The organism is Nautilia sp., from assembly GCF_053994455.1.
Genome location: NZ_JBMYAU010000083.1, coordinates 1 through 17851, shown reverse-complemented (window position 1 = coordinate 17851; position 17851 = coordinate 1). Strand labels below are relative to the sequence as shown.

At 30.9% G+C, this 17851-nt stretch carries 18 protein-coding genes, 5 tRNA genes and 1 pseudogene; 11 read left to right on the top strand and 13 right to left on the bottom strand.

What is annotated here, in order from left to right; all coding sequences use genetic code 11:
- The coding region (locus ACXJIE_RS06265; protein WP_456480109.1) for an IS256 family transposase at positions 1–503 on the top strand (503 nt) is incomplete at its 5' end.
- Between the two features lie 66 nt (positions 504–569).
- Here ACXJIE_RS06265 and ACXJIE_RS06260 read toward each other — a convergent pair.
- Genes ACXJIE_RS06260 through tig form a run of 9 tightly spaced genes read right to left on the bottom strand, consistent with a single transcriptional unit; the run spans position 570 to position 9200 of the window.
- Positions 570–2186 carry a DUF2326 domain-containing protein gene (locus ACXJIE_RS06260; RefSeq protein WP_456480108.1) on the bottom strand — a complete coding sequence of 539 codons (1617 nt, stop codon included), beginning with the start codon at positions 2184–2186 and terminating at the stop codon, positions 570–572.
- Positions 2183–2407, bottom strand: coding sequence for an ABC-three component system middle component 6 (locus tag ACXJIE_RS06255; RefSeq protein ID WP_456480107.1), 225 nt, complete (start codon positions 2405–2407; stop codon positions 2183–2185). The genes ACXJIE_RS06260 and ACXJIE_RS06255 overlap by 4 nt, the downstream gene beginning before the upstream one ends.
- Positions 2397–3323 (bottom strand): hypothetical protein, encoded by a 927-nt coding sequence (locus ACXJIE_RS06250; RefSeq protein ID WP_456480106.1) that lies wholly within the window; start codon positions 3321–3323, stop codon positions 2397–2399. Before ACXJIE_RS06250 ends, ACXJIE_RS06255 begins: the two co-directional genes overlap by 11 nt.
- An 8-nt stretch (positions 3324–3331) precedes the next feature.
- A complete protein-coding gene (locus ACXJIE_RS06245) occupies positions 3332–4855 on the bottom strand; it encodes a hypothetical protein (protein WP_456480105.1) in 1524 nt (507 codons plus the stop codon).
- Positions 4846–5820, bottom strand: coding sequence for a magnesium chelatase domain-containing protein (locus ACXJIE_RS06240; protein ID WP_456480104.1), 975 nt, complete (start codon positions 5818–5820; stop codon positions 4846–4848). The genes ACXJIE_RS06245 and ACXJIE_RS06240 overlap by 10 nt, the downstream gene beginning before the upstream one ends.
- On the bottom strand, positions 5784–6308 hold the full coding sequence (gene def / locus ACXJIE_RS06235) for a peptide deformylase (protein WP_456480103.1): 525 nt from the start codon (positions 6306–6308) through the stop codon (positions 5784–5786). The genes ACXJIE_RS06240 and def overlap by 37 nt, the downstream gene beginning before the upstream one ends.
- Positions 6308–7321, bottom strand: a complete 1014-nt coding sequence (locus ACXJIE_RS06230; protein ID WP_456480102.1) for a diguanylate cyclase — start codon at positions 7319–7321, stop codon at positions 6308–6310. The genes def and ACXJIE_RS06230 overlap by 1 nt, the downstream gene beginning before the upstream one ends.
- The gene (gene clpP, locus ACXJIE_RS06225; RefSeq protein ID WP_456480101.1) at positions 7321–7911 is read right to left on the bottom strand and encodes an ATP-dependent Clp endopeptidase proteolytic subunit ClpP; all 591 of its coding nucleotides are present in this window, start codon (positions 7909–7911) and stop codon (positions 7321–7323) included. The genes ACXJIE_RS06230 and clpP overlap by 1 nt, the downstream gene beginning before the upstream one ends.
- Positions 7911–9200, bottom strand: a complete 1290-nt coding sequence (gene tig, locus ACXJIE_RS06220; protein ID WP_456480100.1) for a trigger factor — start codon at positions 9198–9200, stop codon at positions 7911–7913. Before tig ends, clpP begins: the two co-directional genes overlap by 1 nt.
- A 50-nt stretch (positions 9201–9250) precedes the next feature.
- On the opposite strand from tig, the gene folE reads away from it, so the two are divergent.
- From folE to ACXJIE_RS06180, 8 genes are all read left to right on the top strand, one after another.
- Positions 9251–9829, top strand: a complete 579-nt coding sequence (gene folE, locus ACXJIE_RS06215; protein WP_456480099.1) for a GTP cyclohydrolase I FolE — start codon at positions 9251–9253, stop codon at positions 9827–9829.
- Between the two features lie 64 nt (positions 9830–9893).
- Positions 9894–11192, top strand: a complete 1299-nt coding sequence (fliI, locus tag ACXJIE_RS06210; RefSeq protein ID WP_456480098.1) for a flagellar protein export ATPase FliI — start codon at positions 9894–9896, stop codon at positions 11190–11192.
- A gap of 28 nt (positions 11193–11220) precedes the next feature.
- Complete coding sequence (locus tag ACXJIE_RS06205) at positions 11221–13647, top strand: EAL domain-containing protein (RefSeq protein WP_456480097.1); 2427 nt, start codon at positions 11221–11223, stop codon at positions 13645–13647.
- A 59-nt stretch (positions 13648–13706) separates the two neighbouring features.
- Positions 13707–13784, top strand: a tRNA-Pro gene (locus ACXJIE_RS06200).
- A gap of 44 nt (positions 13785–13828) precedes the next feature.
- Positions 13829–13905, top strand: a tRNA-His gene (locus tag ACXJIE_RS06195).
- Positions 13906–13922: 17 nt separating this feature from the next.
- Positions 13923–13999, top strand: a tRNA-Arg gene (locus tag ACXJIE_RS06190).
- A 19-nt stretch (positions 14000–14018) separates the two neighbouring features.
- A tRNA-Arg gene (locus tag ACXJIE_RS06185) sits at positions 14019–14095 on the top strand.
- Between the two features lie 11 nt (positions 14096–14106).
- Positions 14107–14191: transfer RNA gene (locus tag ACXJIE_RS06180), tRNA-Leu, on the top strand.
- A 157-nt stretch (positions 14192–14348) separates the two neighbouring features.
- Here the strand turns inward: ACXJIE_RS06180 and ACXJIE_RS06175 are convergent.
- Complete coding sequence (locus ACXJIE_RS06175; protein WP_456480096.1) at positions 14349–15167, bottom strand: hypothetical protein; 819 nt, start codon at positions 15165–15167, stop codon at positions 14349–14351.
- A gap of 377 nt (positions 15168–15544) precedes the next feature.
- Positions 15545–15718 (bottom strand): helix-turn-helix transcriptional regulator, encoded by a 174-nt coding sequence (locus tag ACXJIE_RS06170; protein ID WP_456480095.1) that lies wholly within the window; start codon positions 15716–15718, stop codon positions 15545–15547.
- 134 nt (positions 15719–15852) lie between these two features.
- Here ACXJIE_RS06170 and ACXJIE_RS06165 point away from each other — a divergent pair, with 134 nt between their 5' ends.
- Positions 15853–16122 carry a hypothetical protein gene (locus ACXJIE_RS06165; protein WP_456480094.1) on the top strand — a complete coding sequence of 90 codons (270 nt, stop codon included), beginning with the start codon at positions 15853–15855 and terminating at the stop codon, positions 16120–16122.
- A gap of 546 nt (positions 16123–16668) precedes the next feature.
- On the opposite strand, the gene ACXJIE_RS06160 is transcribed toward ACXJIE_RS06165, so the two are convergent.
- Together ACXJIE_RS06160 and ACXJIE_RS06155 are read right to left on the bottom strand one after the other, a co-directional pair.
- Positions 16669–16872, bottom strand: coding sequence for a hypothetical protein (locus ACXJIE_RS06160; protein ID WP_456480093.1), 204 nt, complete (start codon positions 16870–16872; stop codon positions 16669–16671).
- Complete coding sequence (locus tag ACXJIE_RS06155; protein ID WP_456480092.1) at positions 16859–17098, bottom strand: hypothetical protein; 240 nt, start codon at positions 17096–17098, stop codon at positions 16859–16861. The genes ACXJIE_RS06160 and ACXJIE_RS06155 overlap by 14 nt, the downstream gene beginning before the upstream one ends.
- A gap of 197 nt (positions 17099–17295) precedes the next feature.
- Between ACXJIE_RS06155 and ACXJIE_RS06150 the strand changes: the two are divergent.
- A pseudogene (locus ACXJIE_RS06150) lies at positions 17296–17851 on the top strand (helicase); the annotation flags it as partial.

Sequence of the window (17851 nt, the reverse complement as noted above, 5' to 3'; positions counted from 1 at the left end):
TTAACGAAGCTATAAAAGCTGTATATCCCAAAGCTGAAATTCAAAAATGTGTGGTTCATCAAATAAGAAATTCACTTAAATTTGTGTCTTACAAAGACAGAAGAGAAATAGCTAAAGATTTAAAATCTATTTATCAAGCAGATACGGAAGAACTTGCCCTTCAAAATCTTGAATATTTCAATGATAAATGGTCTAAAAAATATCCGCATATCTATGATTCCTGGAAAAGAAACTGGGATGAGCTCTCCACCTTTTTTAAGTATCCGAAGGCCGTAAGAAAGCTCATATATACCACTAATCCGATAGAATCTCTAAATTCTATCATAAAAAGAAAAACAAAGCAAAAAGGCTCGTTTCCTTCAAAAGAAGCGGCTTTTAAAGTCCTTTTTACTTCAACTCAGGAGGTGATGGAAAAATGGAAAAGCTCTAGAATCAGAAACTGGTCGGAAATTTATCCTCAGCTTGTGATATATTTCCAGGATATTTTAGTAAAATACATTTAAGGTTTAAGTATGAGGTTTACGGTTTACACAGTTTATCTGATGGGCTCTATTAGAATGATACAAAAATTAAAAATCTACTCCAAATAGTTTTTCTTTTTCCGTTAATTTTAAGATTATATCTTTTTCTAAATTTTTATCTGAAAATTTTAAAGCATTATAAAATTTTGTATCATTTATTGAACATATATATTGAGATAAATTTTTTTTTGCATAATCTAAAGCTGTAGCAATTTGTCTTTCATCTACACTATCAAATAAAATGTTATCGTGAGCAACGAACCCTAAGAAGTTATGGTTTAGTTTATAAATTAACATATCGTAAATAAAAATTTTTATCATTCCGATGCCACTGCTTTCATCTCCTTGAATTTTAGGTTCTATTTTATAAAGATATTTACTTTTCATAGAGTCATTAATTTTTATATCTAATACACCTGGTTTTTTTTCATAAAACAATGAAGATATTTTTCTAAATTCATTTGTTAAATATTCTATTTGACTTTCTAATTCTTTTTCTTTTTGAATTAGTTGCAGTTTAAATTTATCTATTTCTATTTTTAACTTAGCTTGTTCTTCTTTAAATTTTTCAATTTGTTGTTCTTTGTCTAAAAGAGTATTTAATTCTTCTTGCAAAAGTTCTTTTTCTTTTTGCAAATTAAAATACTCTTCTAATGCTTTTTTCCCTTCTAATAATTTTAATAATTTAGCTCTTTTTTCATCTTTTTTTAGCATATCATTTTTTAAAATTTCTATTTCTTTTTTAAATATTTTAATATCGTTTTTTGCTTCTTCTATTCTATTTCTTTTGAGAGTTTTATGAAATTCCTTAACGGCTTCTAAATGTTTTTTTACTTCATTTGGTAAGAAAAATTGAGTTTCTTTATAAATACTTTCTATTCTTTTAAGGTCAATATCATATTCTTTTGAATTTTCCTTTATTATTTCTTCTCTGATTTTAATTTCTCTATTTTTTATAGCAATGAAGTTTCTTATTTGTTTTATTTCTTTTGTTAAACTATCTACTTCGTTTTGTAGTTCTTCAAAATCTTCTGCAAAAGTATAATTTTTTAAATCACTTTCAATTTTTTTAATTTTTGATTTTAAATCTAATATTTTTTCTTTATCTATTTCTTTATCTAATTGTTTTAAATGTTTGATGATTTCGTTGAGAACTTTTTGTTTATTGTAATATTCTTCTTTTTGAGAAATTAGTTCATAATTAAGTTTTAATAAAAAGGCGTTAACTTTATTATTTTTAAAACTTTCTTCTTGTTCTAATTGTTGAGTTGGTAAATTATAACTTTGTCTGCAAAATCTGTAAAAAATGTCTCTAAAAGAAAAAGGAATGTTAGGAATGGTTAAAAATTCTCTTAATTCTTTTATATTTTTTTCTTCTTCATCTAAGAGTACTTTTTTTCCATCTCTTGTGATTAAGTGTTTTTTGTCGTTGATATTTACTAATAAGTTTAATGTTGTATCAGTTTCTTGAAGTATTTTTGAAATAAAAACATCTTGGCTTCCTAACATATAAGAAATAAGTTTTATTGATAAAGTTTTACCGACACCATTAATACTTTCTTTTTTATTAGATGTTATTTTTTCTCCAATAATTATATTAAGACCATCTTTAAATTTAATGTCTTTAAATTTTGGATTTGGGCTTGTAAGGGAAATTAGTTTCATTTTAATCCTATTATGTCTTTTTCCTTTATTTCCACTTTATCTAAAATAAATAAAAAATCAAGCGCATACATCATTTTATCAAATGAAATTTCTTTTACATATCTTTTGTTGAGCTCTTTGTGTAATTTGTCTATTTTTAGGTTTTTATTTCTAATTATTTCAATTATTTCAGCACCAATTACAAAAAGTGTATCTTCTAAATTGAATATTTTATTCCCCATTACCATTTGAAATTTCCCCTATATCACAAATATCAAAAAAATATCCGATTATTACCCAACATGCTAAATCTATATTTTTGTCATACATATGATTTTTTAAAAGTTCATTTTTTAGGCTTTTATGTATTTCTATAATTGCTTGTTCTGCACCAAATTCTTTAAAAGTATTATATAATTTTTTAATATGATTACCAATAGTCTCTAATTCAGTGTTTATATAATTTTGATATTGATTAATTATATATTTAGAATGTAAAACAATTTTAGTAAAAAAATCCTTAAAAGATTCATCTTTTATATTTATTTCAATTTTTTTGTGAGTTCCAGGTAAAAAATCTCTATTGGCAAAATTATAAAATTCAATATCAGAGTTTTTAATTTCATATTGTGTAGCTAAGTAATCAATTACAGAAGAAAGTATTTCAAAATCATCAAAGTTTTCTATTTCTTTATTATAATTTATAAGGGCCCATATTTTATATGGTTTTTCTTTTGCAAGCAACAATATTTTATCTATAATGTCTTCTGATGATATTAGTTTTAATTCAATGTTTTCGTTTTTGTTTAGTTTTTCAACATGCAGTGCAACTCTCGTAGGTATTCCCCTGAATTTATCGTTATAAACAAAATGCCATTCTTTAAAATCCCAATATTTTTTTGCTCTTTCATAATCGTGAGAAATTTTGTTTATTGCTTCACTTGCTTTTGGTGTTTCAGGACTATATACTTGAATTAACAATTCGCCACAAATATAACCATCATTTGCTAAATCTCCAATATTTCCATCAGGTTTTATTTTAATAAAATCATTTCCATATTCTATTTTATACACTTTTACTATAAAATTTTCAAATTCAGCTCCCGTTAATTCATATATTAATAACTTAATTTCTTTTTCAAGTTCTTTCATATTCATAACTACTCCTAATTAATTCCTTTACATTTGTTATATTCTATTAATTTTTTACCTAATCTCTTCAACCAATTTTCAATAGTTTCTTGTTCTTTTTTCTTTAAAGAAGTATGAAAACAAATTCCAAAATTTTCCATTAAATATTTTGAATACTCATCAAGACTGTTTGCATATTTACCTTTACCTTCTGACATAATCCTAAATAATTCATTTGGAATATATTTAAAAAAATTTACAGGTTCAGAAGAACTGAAGACATAAGTAGCACTATTATGAATATTTAATTTAGTAATTAAATATTCTCTATGAGAACCATCTTTAAAAATAAGAGCAAAATGAAAATAAGCGTAATTTTCTTGATTTTTACAGTCATAGATTAATATTGTGAAATTTTTTTCAATAAAGTCCTTTAAAGTAGAACAAATATCGCTTTTACTAATTCCAATATTTCCATTTGCAAAACCACTTTTATTATCTTCATAATTTCCAAAACTTATTCCTTTATTTTCTTCTTTCTCTTTTATTGTTTTTGTTTGAGAATTACTGATATTAAATTTTTTAGGTTCTACTTTTTCTATTTTAATTTGATTTTCTTTATTTATTAAAAATTCCGAACTTTCAAAAATAGCTTCTTCAAATTTTTTTGAATAACTTTCAATTTGAGAGATATTTTTTTTATTTGCAGGTATTTTAGAAGCTATTGTTTTTGTTTTTAAAAATCTTTTTTCTAAAGGTTTATTACCTAAATAAGATACTTCTAATTTTTCTAAATCAATTACTTGTCTAAAATCAAAATTTAATATTTCATACACTATGAAAACATTATTAAATTTTTCTCCTCTAACTACAAGTTTTAATTCTTTATCAATTTGTGGAAACTTAAATAAAGTAGGAGAATAAAGCTCTAAATTCTCTTTTAAAGGGTAATCAATATTTATAGAAAAAGCATTTGAAAAAGATTCTGCAAAATATTCATTACATTCAAACAAATAAGCAAATATAGCAGTTATATCTTCATTTTTTACATTTCTTTTAAAAACAATATGACCACTATTACAATTAACCTCATATGCTAAAGCATCAATATGTTCTTTCCGAAAAAGTCTTCTAACATTCGTGTTAGGAAAGTAAAAATACTGACCTATTATAAGAGAAGGAATTACAATATTTTTATATTTAGCAAAATAAGTTTCATTATTAAAATAAAAAAGTTTATTAATTAAATCTTTTAAATCAGAATTATCTATATCTTTAAATTTTTTATACTTAACTTTATCAAAATTTAGTATAATTTCTTTTACAGAACCTTCAAACTTTTCTATCTTTCCTTTATGTATCACGCTTCTTAAAGGAAACAAACTTAAAAATTCAGGTTGCAGATTATCAGTTGCAAAAATTTCTTTTGTTTCCTTATTTTCTAATCCCACTTTTAATAGAAACTCTTTTTTATCTTTAAATATTTTGAAATTAGAATATCCTTTTACTAATAATGGAGTATTAAATAATTTATCATCTAATATTTCTTTTAACAACATTTTTTACCCTTTAAGAAGTAATAAGAAAAAGTAGTTGGATTATTTGATGAGAAGTTGGAATAATTTTTGAGAAGTTGGATTATTTCTTGAGAATTACAACCTCCCCCGAAAATCGCCGCTTTTGTAGATGAATAATGAGGGGAGCGGAAAGGTCTTAAGGGTTTAAACGTAACTTCCCCTCCCTCAAGGGAATTGTATTTTTCCACTTCAAGAATTTCTTCAAGACTCATAGGGGGAAGAATATACCTCATTCTGTTTATTATCATCGATTTTCCGACACCCGGACTGCCCTCAAACAAAATATTGTGAAATCCCGCCGCGGAAATCAGCGCCGCTTCTTTTGCAAGAGTCTGACCGAGTACGTCTTTGAAATCGAGTTTGAAATTTTCAAAATAATAATATTTTTTGCCGTTTATTTTAATATATTCGTAATTAAACCCGCCGTTTTCCGTTTTCGAAAGGTTAAAAGTTTCGAATTCTCCTATATGAGAAAAAGCGTAAACCTCAACGCCCGGAATTTTACTAACTTTTTCGGCGCTTTCTTTAGGGATTATCACTTTTTTCGGCTTAAGAGAAAGAATTATCGGAAAAATGGAATTGGTGTCTTTAAGAGTTCCGTCAAGCCCGAGCTCGCCTAAAACAAGATATTCGCTCAAATCGATATCTTTTTTATGGTATAAAATACTAAGCGCTACGGGAAGATCAAACTGAGAGCCGGCTTTTGGCAGATCAGCCGGTGCGAGGTTGATTGTGATTTTAAGAGGCGGAAACTCGAAACCGTTATTTAACAGTGCGGATTTCACCCTTTCCTTGCTTTCCTGAATAGCCTGAGAACCGAGCCCTACTATCGCAAATCCGGGCAGTCCTTTCGTAAAAGAGCTTTCGACCTCCACTTTCCGGGCGGTAAAACCTTCAAGCGTTGCCGAATTTATTTTTTTCGTTTTTGTTTTAGCAGTTTTTTCCACTCTTTTTCAAACTTCTTTCTTTTAATGTAATCGAGCCTTTCTATGAAAAGGTGTCCGTCGAGATGGTCCGTTTCATGCTGAAACGCCACGCTTAAAAGTCCGTCTGCATCTACAATATGCTCTTTTCCGAATCTGTCGTAGAATTTAACTTTTACCGTTTTGTATCTTTCGACTTCATCAAAATACTCCGGAACGCTCAGACATCCCTCCGTGTCTTTTTGCGTACCGTCCCACATTAAAAATTCCGGATTAATCACTTCTATAAGAGTGTCTTTACCCTGTTTACCCTCCTCATCGCCTATGTCTATCAAAAGGGCTCTTATCGGGACGCCGACCTGAATGGCAGCAAGTCCCACTCCGTTTTTGGCTATCATGGTCTCATACATATCGTCAAGAAGTTTATATAACTCCTTATCAAATCTTTCAACCGGTTTTGAAATCTGTTTTAACACACTGTTAGGATACGTTACAATATCTAATACGGCCATCAGTTTCCTTCGTATATATAATATAAAACATCGTCTTTTTCTGCTTTTTCCATCATATTCAATGCATTGGAAATACATATGTCCACATCACTGTAAGGAGTAATGGAAACAACACCGGCAACTATCTGGATGTTGACTTCTTCACCTTCTAAAAATATCGCCGAATTATTAATAACGTCCGCTAATCTTTCGACCGTCTTACACGCCCCCACCCTGTCGGTATGCTTTAGCAGCATCGCAAAAATCCCCTCTGAGAGATGGGCAACGATATCGGTACGTCTCGATGTTTTTAACATTATTTTTGCAACGCTTCTGTTAAGCAGAATTTTGGACTTTTCGGATTTTAACGATCCGAATATCTCTTTTTTTACTTTTAACACCACAATACTGCTGCTGTGTTTGAATTTATCAATAAGCTTAATCTCTTTTTTCAGTTCTTTTATAAAAAATTTTTTATTGTAAATCCCGTATCTTGCATCAAAAACGGAATTGCTTTCGATATCTTTAAGTATTTCCACGTTTTTAGCATACAGTTTTTTAATCTGCGAAAGTTCCGTATCGAACTTTTCGTTTATTTTGTTTAATTTTTCTTCGAAAATATTCAATAATCTTTCAAAAAGTTTGGGGTTGACGATATGCTGCATTTCTTCTTTGTATTTTTCAAAAATATCCTTAATAGACTGCGAATTTTTATACAAAATCGCGGTATGCTGCAGCAATTCTTTTGAATATTTGAATGAAAGTTTAAGTTTTTTTTCTATTTCGAGATCTTTTTCAAGTTCGTTGGTTTCTTCTAACGTTATGTATTCGTAAACCTGCTTTCTGAAACTTTCACTTTCTTCGTCAAGCATATTTAAAAAATATATTTTATAGTAATAAGGGATGGGCGGAACGTTTTCTTCGATTATTTTGTCAAAAACCCTTTTTGCGAACTCTTCAAGGGGGGAGGAGGGTTCGCTGAGTTTTGCGACGGGATCAACCGAGGTAAACTTTTCATCTTTTTTATCTATCATCAGTTTTCTCTTTTTTTGAGCACCTTGTCTATAAGCCCGTATTTTAAAGCCTCCTCGGCACTCATAAAGAAATCCCTTTCGGTGTCTTTTTCAATTTTTCTTACACTTTGCCCGGTGTTTTCGGCTAAGATTTTATTAAGATCTTTTTTCATTCTAAGAATCTCTTTTGCATGTATTTCAATATCCGTAGCCTGCCCCTGCGCACCTCCGAGAGGCTGATGAATCATAATTCTCGCATGAGGAAGCGCAAACCTTTTACCCTTAGCACCGCTTGAAAGCAAAAAAGCGCCCATACTTGCGGCCTGTCCCATACATATGGTAACCACGTCGGGTTTAATGTAATTCATAGTATCATAAATCGCCATTCCGCTTGTAACGACTCCCCCCGGGGAGTTTATGTACAGATATATGTCTTTTTCGGGATTTTCGGCTTCTAAAAACAGCATTTGGGCTACGATTATGCTTGATACGTGGTCGTTTATTTCACCCTGAAGCATAATAATCCTGTCTTTGAGAAGACGGGAGTATATATCGTAAGCCCTCTCGCCTCTGCCGGTTTTTTCAATTACGGTCGGAATCAAAATACTCATTAATTTTCACCTTTTATGTTGTCCTCTAAAAGCTTGTTTAGAAGTTTTTCTTCGATTAAATTCATTTTAATAACAGGCAGCAGGTTGTTTTCCTGATAATATTTTATCACATCCTGAGGATTTTGCCCCTGCATAATCGCTTCGTAATATAAGATCTGCGTTAATTCCTGATCGCTTACGTCAACACCCTCTTTTTTAGCGATTGCATCGATTATAAACGTAAGTTTCACCCTCTCTTTTGCTTCAGGTAAAAGTTTTTCTTTAAGTTCTTTAATTTTATCCGGATTCTCCTGAAGTTCTTTCAGTTCGGCGGGATTCATTTTTTGGGCTTCATTGTTGATCATTATTTCAACTTCTTTTTCAACTACGCTCTCAGGCAGATCTATCTCATATTTTTTAACGAGACACTCAAGAATTTCCTCTTTTTTAGGGGCGAAAGCTTCCGATTTTTTCCTCTCCTCTATAGATTTTTTTATCATGTCTTTCAGCTCGTCTAAAGTAGCGTCTTCCTTTGCCATATATTTTCTGGCAAGTTCGTCATTTATTTCGGCGGGCACTTTTTCCTGAATTTCCTGAAGTGTTACGTCAAATTCCGCTTCTTTTCCAGCTATTTCTTTAGCTCCGTAATTTTCCGGAAACGTAACTTTTATTTTTCTGCTCTCACCTACTTTCATACCCACAAGCTGTTCTTCGAATCCGGGAATGAACGAATTGCTTCCTATTTCAAGAGGATACGCTTCGGCGCTTCCGTTTTCCATTTTTTCACCGTCTATATATCCGGTAAAATCGATAATCCCTATATCTCCGTTTTCAAGCTGCTCTTTTTGTGAAATTTTCGTTTCGGCCTGAGCCTGCGCTATTTTTTTAATTTCTTCTTCAACTTCTTCATCGCTCACTTCCGGAACTTCAACTTCAGGCACACACTCTTTATATTCGTCACCTATCTCAATTTCGGGTCTTGTGTAAACTTTGATTTCAACTTCGATTTTATCGTCTTTTTTGTCAAATTTGGTCACTTCCGGTTCGGCTATCATATCTTTAATTCCGAGTTCTTTCAGACCTTTGTCGAGAACTTCCCTTACAGCTTCGCTGACGGCGTCCTGTTCTATATCCGCGGCATACATTTTCTTTACAACTTTTACAGGGACTTTTCCGGGTCTGAAACCTTGGATTTTGGCTTTCTTTGCTATTTGTTTTGCGATTTTGTCTTTTTTTGCTTCTAATTCTTGATTTTCGATTACAGCTTTGATTATACTATTAGCAGAGTCGGTTTTTTTTGTTTCTAACATTAAAATCCTTTTTTTAAAGGGTATAATACCAAAAAATTTAAAGGATAACAATGAGCGTGGATCTTGAAAAACTTGAATCAGCGGCTAAAATGATTCTTGAGGCCGTAGGAGAAGACACAAACAGAGAAGGACTCGTAAAAACCCCTAAAAGGGTTGCCAAAAGCTTCGAATATATCTGCAGCGGATATTTCAAAGACCCAAAAGAAGTTCTCAACGACGCACTTTTCGAAAGTACGAACAATGAAATGGTGGTAGTCAGAAACATAGAGTTTTATTCACTGTGCGAACACCACATTCTGCCGTTTTTCGGAAGAGTGCACGTAGCTTACATTCCCGACAAAAAAGTAGTGGGGTTAAGCAAAATTCCGAGAATGGTAAACGTGTTTGCAAGACGCCTTCAAATTCAGGAGCAGCTAACGGAACAGATAGCGGACGCCATTATGGACGTCGTTCAGCCAAAAGGCGTGGGGGTTGTAATTCACGCAAGGCATATGTGTATGGAAATGAGAGGCGTTGAGACAAAACATTCATACACCTCAAGCAGTGCGCTTAGGGGGATTTTCCTTGAAGAAAAAACGAGGGAGGAGTTTTTCAATATAATAAACGCCCCCGTTCAGACACATTTTTAACAAACGGAGAATTGAAAATTGAGAATCGAGAATTTAATAAATTTTTATCCTTTAAAGGATAAGAATGGCTCTTAGCAGCATAAAAGACAAAATAGGCAAAAAACCGCTTTCAAAACCTTTCGGCATTGTTAAAAAAATCAATCCGACAAATTTAATAGCCTCTGGGCTGAACCCTTCAATAGGAGATATTGTAAAAATATGTTCCAACAACCACGAGATCTTGGGAATGGTTACGGCCCTCGACGAAAACAGTTTTGTAGTAACGCCTTTTTCCTTTTTAGAAGGATTCAGAATAGGAGACAAAATCTATATAGACGAAAACGGAATGCAAATCCCCGTAGGCGAAGGGCTTCTGGGCAGGGTTGTGGATCCTTTTATGAATCCCATCGACGATAAAGGGGATATTTTTTTCGAAACCAAACGCCCTATTATGACAAAACCCATCTCACCTATGAAAAGGGGCGTAATAAATGAAGTTTTTGAAACGAAAGTAAAAGCAATCGACGGGCTTTTAACCTGCGGGAAAGGTCAAAAACTCGGGATTTTTGCCGGAAGCGGAGTCGGAAAATCCACACTTATGAGCATGATTGTAAAAGGCGCAAGCGCCGATATAAAAGTAATAGCCCTTATCGGCGAGAGGGGAAGGGAAATTCCCGAATTTATCGAACACCAGCTCGGAGGCGATTTGACAAACACCGTAATAATCGTAGCCACCTCCGATGACTCGGCGCTTATGAGAAAATACGGGGCTTTCAGCGCTATGGCCGTTGCCGAATATTTCAAAGACGAAGGAAAAGACGTTCTGTTTTTAATGGACAGCATTACACGCTTTGCCATGGCTCAAAGGGAAATAGGTCTTGCCATGGGAGAACCTCCTACGAGCAAGGGATATCCTCCGAGCGCAATTATGCTTTTGCCGCAGCTTATGGAAAGAGCGGGAAAAGAAAAAAACAAAGGCTCGATTACGGCGTTTTTTACCGTGCTCGTCGAAGGTGACGATACATCGGCCGACCCGATTGCGGATCAGGCGCGTTCCATTCTTGACGGACACTTTATTTTAAGCAGGGAACTTACAGACAGCGGTATATATCCGCCTATAAATATTCTGAATTCCGCCAGCAGGGTTATGGGAAACGTGGTGACAAAAGAACATCTAAATAAAGCCCGGAAATTTAAAAGGCTCTATTCTCTTTTGAAGGAAAACGAAGTGTTAATCAGAATAGGAGCGTACCAAAAAGGCGTGGATCCGGAACTTGACGAAGCAATTGACAAAAAAGAAGCAATGGAAAACTTTCTAAAACAGCCGCCCGACGAATTAATCCCTTTCAAAGAAATATTGAATATCCTAAATAAAATTGTATAATAACAAGAACCAAACAACAGAGGGACAAATGAACCTGGAACAGATTATTAAAATTTTCAACAATCAGCCTTACGTTGCGGTAATGGTTTACAAAACCAAAATAATCTATTCGAACAAACACTTTCAAAAACTTTTAGGTTATTCGGAAAAAGAAATGCTGCAGCTCTCCCCCGAAAAAATATTCCCTCCGGGAAACATCAGAAAAAAAATAAAACAGATTGTCGACAAACGGTTAAGAGGAGAAGAATTTCCGGCGACATATGAGCCTTTTGAAGTTTATAATAAAAAAAACGAACGCCTTTTAATGAAATTTTTCACTCAGACAATTAAACTCGACGACAACTCCTTTGCGGGACTGGTATTAGGGATAGACGTAACAAGCGAAATCAAAAAAGAATTTTTAATAGACATATTAAAAGACATAAACCAGACCATCATAACAAAAGAATCGGAAAAAGAGATCTATATAAATATAATCAAAAACATATATGTAAAAGGCAATTACGAATTCGTATGCGCCATGAAAAAAAACAACGATAAAATCGAACCCAAATTTTTTATAGGCGACTATACTAAAAGTTTTCTGGATTTTTTAAAAACCGTTTTTGAAAAAAATCAGAATTTTGCCGATAATCATGACATTTTGGTAGTCAACGACACAAGAAACATAGCCAATAAAGAATACGTCAAAAATTTTTTAAACAAAAACATACGCTCCCTTTTAATAGTTCCCATATTTAAAAACAACACTGTTTATTCCGCTATAGGTATAGGCTCGAAATATTTAAACGATTTCGACGAAACAAGCGTATCCATATTCAAAGAAGCCAAACAGGACATAGAGTTCGCCATTAAAAAAGCCGAAAACATCTCTTATCTGAAACTTTTGCAAGAAGCCCTCGACAAAGCATATTCGTGGGTTGTAATTACGGATGAAAACGCTAACATTCTGTACGTCAATAAAAGCGTGGAAGAAATAAGCGGATATAAATTCATCGAACTGCTCGGTAAAAACCCGAGAATATTTAAATCCGATCTTCACGACAAAGAGTTTTACAAAGCGATTTGGAACAAATTAACAAATAACAAAGTCGTCGAAACAACTATAACGAACAAAGACAAAAACGGAAACCTTTTTCACCTTAAAAACAAAATAGTCCCCATAACCGCCCCCGACGGCAATAAATATTACATTTCGCTTGCAATAGACATTACACAGGAAAAAAACCTCAGAAACAAACTTAAAAGGGTTCTTCTGACGGATTTATTCAACAGACAGGAATTTATCAAATTCGTTCAAAACAATATAAGATGCAACAATAAATACGCTTGTATAATCATAGATTTAAAAGATTTCAAAATATTCAATCAGCTAAACGGCAATGAAAAGGGAGATTTAGCCCTAAAAAGCTTTTCGAATTTGTTAAAAACGATTTTTTATAACGAAAAAATCATCGCAAGAATAGGAGGGGATGAATTCGGTGTGTTTATCCGGTATTCTTCAATCAGCGAACTCTATTCCATAATAAACAAAATCATTTACAAAATAAAAAACACCGAAATATTCCATAACAAACTGTCCGTAAACATAGGTATAGCCCTTTATCCTAAAGATTCCAAAAACATTACAGAATTAATAGAAAAAGCCTTTTTAGCGCTTGAAATAGCCAAAGAAAAAGGTGATTTCACTTATGAGTTTTTCAACAGCAGCATAAAACAGAAAATTATAGAATACTCCGATATTAAACAGTTAATAAGCTCCTCCATTAAAGATAAAAAATTCATTTATCATTTCCAACCGTATGTAAACACGCAAACCCTTAGAATAGAAGGAGCCGAAACGTTACTGAGAATAAAAAATGAAGACAAACTCGTTTTTCCGGGGGAATTTATAGATTTTGCCGAAAACAGCGGAATGATTAAAGAAATAGAAAAAATAATGTTCCCGGAATTTTTAACATATGTAAACGAGCTGAACATTCCCCTTTCTTTTAACATATCCGGAAAATCGTTAACCGACAAGCGGCATATAGAAAGTTTGTTCGACAGGCTGCATAACAAATCTATAATTATCGAACTTACTGAAAGGGAAATAGCCGGAAACATCGAATACACCAAAGAAATATTCAATTATTTTAAAAGCAAAAATTTTAAACTATCTATAGACGATTTCGGTACGGGCTACTCTTCGTTAACATATCTGAAAAATTTACCGGCGGATTTTTTAAAAATTGATATGTCTTTTATAAAAAATATCGCAAATTCAAAAAAAGATTTAGCAATAGTAGAAACGATAATAAACTTCGCTCATAAATTTGATTTAAAAACTATCGCCGAAGGCGTTGAAAACAAAACACAGGTACAGATTTTAAAAGATTTAAACTGCGATTATCTGCAAGGGTTTTATTTCTTTAAACCTATGGAATTTAACCGGTTAAAAAAATTATTGCGTTAGAAAAAAAACACTTGACAAAAAAAATTTTTTTACATATAATTTCAGTCCACAAAGAATTGCGGAGTGTAGCGCAGTTTGGTTAGCGCACCTGGTTTGGGACCAGGGGGTCGGGGGTTCGAGTCCCTCCACTCCGACCATTTAAGCCGCTATAAGTGAGAAGCTTTAGGGCTGCCCACTTGTGGTGGGTGTAGCTCAGGTGGTTAGAGCACCAGGTTGTGGCCCTGGGGGTCGCCGGTTCGAGTCCGGTCATCCACCCCATTGCTCTATCTAATTGAGCGTCCGTAGCTCAATTGGATAGAGCAACGGACTTCGGATCCGTAGGTTGTAGGTTCGAGTCCTACCGGACGCGCCAACAACAAGCTTCTATATAAGCGCCCTTAGCTCAGCTGGATAGAGCAACGGCCTTCTAAGCCGTAGGTCGCAGGTTCGAGTCCTGCAGGGCGTACCACTTCTCAATCCGCGGGAGTGGCGGAACTGGCAGACGCGCTAGACTTAGGATCTAGTGCCGCACGGCGTGGAGGTTCGAGTCCTCTCTCCCGCACCATTTATTCATCTAAAATCCCCGTAAATTCGGTAATCTTGAAAATCTAAACAAATTCAATAGTCCATCTGATAGTCCAAAAATAATTTTCTTAACACTCCAAACAGATAATAAATTAGAAAAAGAAAAGAAGAAAAAGAAGTTAAATAATTGTAGTATATTATATAACTTCTTTTCCATAAAAATAAAATGTATTATTTTTTAACTCTAAAATACCTGTTTCGCAAGCTTTGATAACATTATAAAATTTTTTAAAATTTTTATCTTGTTTAATTAATTTCATATAATTACGTTGATATGTATGATATGAGACAGGAAAACGAGTGGTTGTATAAACTTTTTTACAAATACTTCTAACTAATTCTATATCTTTTTTAAAATCAGAATCAGTAGCTGATTTTACAAGATTTTTTATATGATGTTCATTATAATTTTTCATTATTCCCATTCTAATAACTTTTAAATTATACTGACTTATAATAGTTTTAGTTATATAATCAATAATATTCTTCTGATATCTTTCCTTCAAATCATTTATTGAAATAAACTCAAAAAAATTTGCCTCACCTGTAGAAAAAGCTCTTGGTTCAACATATGGAATCCAATATTCTATTTTTTCAGGATTATCTTTATCCTTTGCAGGGGCTAAGTTATAATATTTATCTATTTCTTTTTTATAAATTTTATTTATTTGAATATGTGTTCTTCCAATTTGTCCAATATTTTTAAATTTTTGCTTTTTAAACCAATAAATAAACTCTATAAAATTAAATAAATCTTCCTGGTGAATATTAAGACTCATATGTAAATGTAAATTATCAGCTTCTTCTTTTTGCAATTCTTTAGCAGCAAAATAGTATAGTTCATGTTTTATTTTTTTTGTTTTACGCAATTTTTTTAAAAAAAAATTAATACTTTTGCATTGACGTTTTAATTGAGAAATTTTTATATCATACCCCATATATTCTTTAACTCTCATAAAATTAGTATTTCCAAATGTTAAAGTAAAAAAAATAATAATTTAATCATCTAATTCAGAAATAAGTTTAAAATATGCATCATTTAAATTTTGCAATTTTTTTAACTCTCTTTCAAAATTTGAGCTTAAAGAACTATAATTCATAATATTTCTCCTTTCAACACGTTACCTTTTAATTTTATTCATAATGTTGTTAAAAGGTCACTTTGACCTTTGATTTGCAATTAATTAAAATTCTCAAAAATTAGGTAATAAACACCTGTTTGCTGTTATAAACTTTTTTAATACTGCACAAAAAAATTATTTGACAAAAAAAGAAGAAAAGAAGTATAATAACTGGCCAGATTATTACATTCTTCCCCTCTCTATTTCGTTAATCAAGTAATAAAATTTTTCATCCATTGTTGTATTTCAGAAAATTTCCATCTAGAGGAATAACCAATTTTTACTGGCTTAGGGAAATTTTTTGTTTTAATAAACTTATAAATAGTAGATATTTTAAAACCCACAATTTCACTTACTTCTTTAACTGTTAAGAACTTTTCTTCCATTGTTTTCTCCTTACATTTATATTTATGTATATAAAAATAACAATGAAAAAAATAATCTGGGACTTTTTTGGATGGTTAAGAGGGGTAATTTGTATAATTTCAAAAAATTTTTATAATTTTTAAAAGGAGAGGCAATGCCAATCAAATTCGAGTCTCAAAAAGATAACTATAAAATTGAACTTGATTTTGAACAATTAGACATTGATAATGTTTTTATTCATAATATGACAAAATATATGCAAGTCAAAGCTAATAAAATATTTTTTCTTAATGAAAATAGGAAAGCTTTAGGAACTATTGAATTTGAAAGTGAAGAAAAAGCAGTTAATTTTTTTAACTTTACAGTGTATATGATAGGTTATAAAGTGATATTCAAAGATAAATTTGCTGTTAAAAATGGTTAATTTTTGTGTTTTCTTTTTTAATAATTTTATTTATCCTTGTTTAGACAAAATGACTTTATATACTAATACTTATGTATTAAAAGGTGAAAAAATACTCCTTATAATTCAAGTTCAATTTATGCTAATTTTGAAAGATTACTTGGGGAAAGTATAATTATTGGAATGATAAAAAAGTCTCTACTCTCAACATAAAAAAAGAAAATACTTTTGCTTTAAAAATAAAAGGAAAAGTTTATCCGGTAAAAGTAACAGTTTATCCTTATAAAAATGATTCAAAGGTAATTTATAAAACATACTTTAATTATGCTGTGAGATTAAGTGAAAAAAGTACTGTAACAAAATCTGATATAGAAAAAGCAAAACAAAAAATAGAACAAGTTATTGATAATTAATAAAAAAATTTTTCTTTTTCTTTTGACCTTTAATATTTTTAAATTTGGTTATGAAAATTTAATTTTATTGCAGATATTATTTTTTGTAAGTTGCAGTAAGGTTATAAAAAGTTATAATTTCCTCTTTAAAAGAGGAAAGAGAAGATTATTTTTCTTACTCTAATTTATCAATTACTGAGGATAGAAAAACCATTGCTATATATGAATTATCAGAAAAATAATAATTCAAGAAATTTTCCAGTACTTCAAAAGCATCTAATTCAATAAACATTTCCATTGCTTCAAAATTATTTTTTATAAATTTTTCTACCATTCTAATGTACTCTAATACAAAATATTTTCTTTCATTTTGATTCATTGTTTATCCTTTTAGGCAAATTTAAGATTTTTTCAAAAGTGTTTCCAATTGCTGCATTTTGGAAAGCATTTAATAAAACTTTGTTTGCATATTCAAATTCATTTTGTTTGATTAAAAATTTTATAACGCACAAAACCTCTAAAACATCTTGTTTCATTTTTGAAATTAAATTTTCAAGAGTTTCTTTAATTTCATAATCAATATTTTCAGTTAATTCCACACTCATTTTAGCTCCTTTAAAAGTTTTATAGCTTTCACATTTGAAAGCTACAGTTAGTTGTATACACTTTTTTTAATTAATTTTTTCTGGTGAAATTAGACGTTGTTTAAATGATAATATTATTATGTATAGTGCATTAACATTAGGAAAATTGATATAATTATTAAAATGTACATAATTTTTGAATAAAACGAAGGATTATAATGAGAACAATTGATGAACAATTGAAAAGTTCAAACAAATATATATGCGATAATATAGAAAGAATTAAACCAGATGATATTGAATTTTATTCAAGTAATATATTAAAAGGTCTTAGAGATTTTGTTGAAATTATTACGGTTAAATTATCTGGTAAAGAATATTATAGCTATCAAATTTTTAAAGAAATTGAAAATGATATTTTTTCAAAAGGTCAATATAAGTTTTTAAAAGATTTTCATCAATTACTTAAAAAATCTATGTCTCATTATACTGAAGTTGGAGAAAATGCGACAAGATTAATATTTAAATATTATGAATATTTACTGAAGATTAAAAAATTAATGAAAGATAAATTTGGTATAGAAATTTTACAAAAGTTAGAAAAAATTGAAAGGATAATTAATGAAGATAAAGATTTAAAAGAATATTATGAAAAAATTGGTAAAGTCATTAAACAACCTACACCTTATCGAAAATCTTTGGAATTTAATGATGTATATTATATTGATAGAATAAAACCTTTTTTTATAAATGAAGAAATTTTTTATGAAGTTT

What these genes read in the sequence shown, in the direction of transcription:
- ACXJIE_RS06260 (WP_456480108.1), bottom strand. Translation starts at nt 2,186, where the DNA reads ATGAAACTAATTTCCCTTACAAGCCCAAATCCAAAATTTAAAGACATT.
- ACXJIE_RS06255 (WP_456480107.1), bottom strand. Translation starts at nt 2,407, where the DNA reads ATGGGGAATAAAATATTCAATTTAGAAGATACACTTTTTGTAATTGGT.
- ACXJIE_RS06250 (WP_456480106.1), bottom strand. Translation starts at nt 3,323, where the DNA reads ATGAATATGAAAGAACTTGAAAAAGAAATTAAGTTATTAATATATGAA.
- ACXJIE_RS06245 (WP_456480105.1), bottom strand. Translation starts at nt 4,855, where the DNA reads ATGTTGTTAAAAGAAATATTAGATGATAAATTATTTAATACTCCATTA.
- def (WP_456480103.1), bottom strand. Translation starts at nt 6,308, where the DNA reads ATGGCCGTATTAGATATTGTAACGTATCCTAACAGTGTGTTAAAACAG.
- ACXJIE_RS06230 (WP_456480102.1), bottom strand. Translation starts at nt 7,321, where the DNA reads ATGATAGATAAAAAAGATGAAAAGTTTACCTCGGTTGATCCCGTCGCA.
- clpP (WP_456480101.1), bottom strand. Translation starts at nt 7,911, where the DNA reads ATGAGTATTTTGATTCCGACCGTAATTGAAAAAACCGGCAGAGGCGAG.
- tig (WP_456480100.1), bottom strand. Translation starts at nt 9,200, where the DNA reads ATGTTAGAAACAAAAAAAACCGACTCTGCTAATAGTATAATCAAAGCT.
- folE (WP_456480099.1), top strand. Translation starts at nt 9,251, where the DNA reads ATGAGCGTGGATCTTGAAAAACTTGAATCAGCGGCTAAAATGATTCTT.
- fliI (WP_456480098.1), top strand. Translation starts at nt 9,894, where the DNA reads ATGGCTCTTAGCAGCATAAAAGACAAAATAGGCAAAAAACCGCTTTCA.
- ACXJIE_RS06205 (WP_456480097.1), top strand. Translation starts at nt 11,221, where the DNA reads ATGAACCTGGAACAGATTATTAAAATTTTCAACAATCAGCCTTACGTT.
- ACXJIE_RS06175 (WP_456480096.1), bottom strand. Translation starts at nt 15,167, where the DNA reads ATGAGAGTTAAAGAATATATGGGGTATGATATAAAAATTTCTCAATTA.
- ACXJIE_RS06170 (WP_456480095.1), bottom strand. Translation starts at nt 15,718, where the DNA reads ATGGAAGAAAAGTTCTTAACAGTTAAAGAAGTAAGTGAAATTGTGGGT.
- ACXJIE_RS06165 (WP_456480094.1), top strand. Translation starts at nt 15,853, where the DNA reads ATGCCAATCAAATTCGAGTCTCAAAAAGATAACTATAAAATTGAACTT.
- ACXJIE_RS06160 (WP_456480093.1), bottom strand. Translation starts at nt 16,872, where the DNA reads ATGAATCAAAATGAAAGAAAATATTTTGTATTAGAGTACATTAGAATG.
- ACXJIE_RS06155 (WP_456480092.1), bottom strand. Translation starts at nt 17,098, where the DNA reads ATGAGTGTGGAATTAACTGAAAATATTGATTATGAAATTAAAGAAACT.